This is a genomic window from uncultured Agitococcus sp. (assembly GCF_937920075.1).
GTDB lineage: Bacteria > Pseudomonadota > Gammaproteobacteria > Pseudomonadales > Moraxellaceae > Agitococcus.
Genome location: NZ_CALETI010000057.1, coordinates 1 through 3358, shown reverse-complemented (window position 1 = coordinate 3358; position 3358 = coordinate 1). Strand labels below are relative to the sequence as shown.

Here is a 3358-nt window from a genome sequence, read left to right as displayed (position 1 = left end):
TTCAGGTTCAGGTTCAGGTTCAGGTTCAGGTTCAGGTTCAGGTTCAGGTTCAGGTGAGGCTAATTTATGCTCACTAGGAACTGCAATTACTTCAGGTGTTTTTTTTTCGATCACTGGTTCTGTTGTTTCGACTGTTTCTGTAGCAGTTGATTTAGGCTGTTGCTGAGTCGTCGATAACAAGGCAGATAACTGACTACGTGCTTGTTGCGCCTGTTGAGTTACGGTTTCATTTCTCCCCAAACCTGCTTGAGCATTTGGCAGACCACTAAAACCTTTAGGGGGTGTTGTTGGTACAGGTTTAAAACTAAGCATACGCAGCAAACACATTTCAAACCCTTGACGGGTGGTAATTGCTAACGGTAAATCACGACGACCATGTAAAGCAATTTGATAATATAACTGTACATCTTCAGGGCTTAATGCTTGGGCTAAAGCCAAGACCTTTTCTTTGTCACCTTCAGTATTTTCAATAGCATCAGGCAACAACTGTGCTAATGCGACACGATGCAGCATACTAATTAATGCTGCTAATGCTCCTTGAAAATCAACACTTTGCTCTGCCAAGGTATTAATCACGGCTAACACTTGGCCAGCATCAGCACTATCTATGGCTGCCAATACCCGAAACACCAAATCTCGGTCAACACTGCCCAACATATCACGCACTTCTTGCTCGCGTAATAAACCATTACCAAAAGCAATTGCTTGATCGGTCAACGACAGCGCATCACGCATTGAGCCATTTGCGGCTCGTCCTAATTCCCATAATGCCCCCATATCATATTGCACATTTTCTGCGGCTAATACATTTTCTAAATGCTGCACTACCCGTTCTGGAGACATCGGCTTTAGCGAAAACTGCAAACAGCGTGACAACACGGTGACAGGAATTTTTTGTGGGTCGGTAGTAGCTAATAAAAACTTAACGTGGCTGGGTGGTTCTTCTAAAGTTTTGAGCAAGGCATTAAACGCTGCTTTAGACAACATATGTACTTCGTCAATTAAGTACACTTTATAACGTCCGCGTGTGGGCATATATTGTGCATTTTCAATCACTTCACGCACATCATCAACGCCTGTATTACTCGCCGCATCAATTTCGATTAAATCAATATAACGACCTTGATTGATTTCTTGACAAGTGGCGCATACACCACAAGGTTGCGCGGTTATACCTGTTTCACAATTCAGACATTTAGCCAAAATACGGGCAATGGTGGTTTTTCCTACACCGCGAGTACCTGTAAATAAATAAGCATGATGCAAACGATTCTGTGTTAAAGCATTCGCTAATGCACGAGCAACATGTTCTTGGCCAACTAACTCAGCAAAGTTTTTTGGACGATATTTACGGGCAAGAACTTGATAACTCATCTTTAGGTAAAACTCTTATTAATTATTTAACTGAAATACGGGTTTAGACTGCCCTTAATCATAACATAAAGCCTTTTGAGAAATTGACAAGCTTTAGGTTTGTATGTTGTTTTAATGCTTGTGCTTCATCTTGGCACACATTAGGATAGGCCATGTCCCATAAAACTCTTTAACCTATGTTAACACAATGAAAACCAAAACTATTTTAATTACAGGCGGTGAAAGTGGTGTTGGTGCGGCAACGGCGCGCGCCCTTGCTGCTCAAGGCCATAAGGTGCTTTTTACCAGCCGTGATGCTGAAGATGGGGCGCAATTATGCCAAGAAATTAATACCGCTTTTCCTCGTGCCAATATTAAAAATTTGGTTTTAGACCTTTCGTCTTTTTCTTCGATTCGTTTGTTTTGTAGCAAGCTAGAAAAAGAATACGATGCGATTGATGTGTTAATCAATAATGCGAGTTTAGCACCACTCACCAAACAAAAAACCCGCGATGGTTTTGAAGCACAATTTGGGGCAAATTATTTAGGCCATTTTTTATTAACCCAGTTGTTACTCGATTTGTTAAATGAAGCAGGCAAAGGCCGCATTGTCCATACTTCGTCGATGATGCACTGGTTGGGTAATATTGATTTTGGTAGCTTTCATGGCGAAAAGTTTTATGACCCAATTCGTGCTTATGCACAATCAAAATTAGCTATTTTATTATTTAGTAATGAGTTGTCACGCCGTTTAAAACGTACCAAAATTACTAGCAACTCTTTTCATCCTGCTGGTACACCCCAAGAAATTTATTTTAATTTGCCACGAGCCGCCTATTTAACCGTTAAACCCTTTTTGGCTGCACCCGAAGAAGGCGCACGCACCGCCGTTTTATTGGCAACTGCTCCACATTTAGGCGAAAGCACAGGTAAATATTTTAGCAAAGGCGAACCTGCTTTAAGTTCGCCACGCGCACGCAATGAAGATTTAGCCCTCAAACTTTATGAAGTGAGTGCTGGTTTATGTCAGGTTGAGGCGTTGTAAGACTGTAAAAAGTTGCTATTGATATCATATTTTGTTTAAACCAATGTAATGGTTTAATAAAGCAGGACACTTTGAACGGTAGTATTTATACTGCAAGTAGAGGTGTTTATGAAAGCAACAAAGACAACGAAAAAGCCGACCTATAGTTTAGAATTTAAGCAAGACGCGGCTAAATTAGTGCTTGAGAAAGGCTATAGCTGCCAAAAAGCAGCAGAGCATTTAGGGGTATCATTAAGTGCATTATCGCGTTGGGTTAAAGCAGAGCGACCGCCGAATGTGAATGAAGCATTAAATAAGAAGTCATGCTTAAGCCTTGCGGAACACGACGAATTACGCCGTTTAAGGAAAGAAAACGAACAGTTGAGAATGGAGCGTGAAATCCTAAAAAAGGCCGCCGTCTTCTTTGCGAAAGAAGTCGAGTAAAGTATAGCTTTATTCGAGAGCAACAGAAGACCTATCCTGTGACAGTTTTATGCCGCGTTATGGCCGTGAGTAGCAGTGCCTATTATGCGTGGTGTCAATCAGCGCATAAATGCCCTAAAGCCGAGCAAGACCACGTTCTTGCCAAAAAGCTAAGGCAATTATTTAGCGAAAATCGCGGTGTTTATGGTAGTCGCCGACTGACGAACATATTAAAAACACAGGGGATTCAGGTAGGCCGTTATAAAGTACGTCGCCTCATGCAAGACTTAAACTTAGTGGCCAGATACCCTAAACGCGTGAAAGTGACAACGGATAGCGATCACAGTGAGTCTATATCACCCAATAAGTTAGATAGAAAATTTAGTGTGAGTCAGCCCAATCAGGTTTGGACAACAGACATCACGTATGTGTGGACATTACAGGGTTGGCTGTATGTTGCGGTGGTCATAGACTTATTTTCGCGGCAAGTCGTGGGTTGGGCAATGGCTAATCATATGAAAACGTCATTGTGTGTCAGTGCATTACAAATGGCCTTTT

General features: G+C 41.8%; 4 protein-coding genes. 3 read left to right on the top strand and 1 reads right to left on the bottom strand.

Annotation, left to right across the window (positions count from 1 at the left end):
• Positions 1-1374: DNA polymerase III subunit gamma/tau (dnaX, locus tag Q0212_RS01825; RefSeq protein ID WP_297921322.1), on the bottom strand; the 1374-nt coding region annotated here is incomplete at its 3' end.
• A gap of 187 nt (positions 1375-1561) precedes the next feature.
• Here dnaX and Q0212_RS01820 point away from each other — a divergent pair.
• From Q0212_RS01820 to Q0212_RS01810, 3 genes are all read left to right on the top strand, one after another.
• Positions 1562-2398 (top strand): SDR family NAD(P)-dependent oxidoreductase, encoded by an 837-nt coding sequence (locus Q0212_RS01820; protein WP_297921320.1) that lies wholly within the window; start codon positions 1562-1564, stop codon positions 2396-2398.
• 108 nt (positions 2399-2506) lie between these two features.
• Complete coding sequence (locus Q0212_RS01815; RefSeq protein ID WP_297921317.1) at positions 2507-2821, top strand: transposase; 315 nt, start codon at positions 2507-2509, stop codon at positions 2819-2821.
• Positions 2822-2832: 11 nt separating this feature from the next.
• On the top strand, positions 2833-3358 hold a 526-nt coding region (locus tag Q0212_RS01810; protein ID WP_297921324.1), incomplete at its 3' end, for an IS3 family transposase.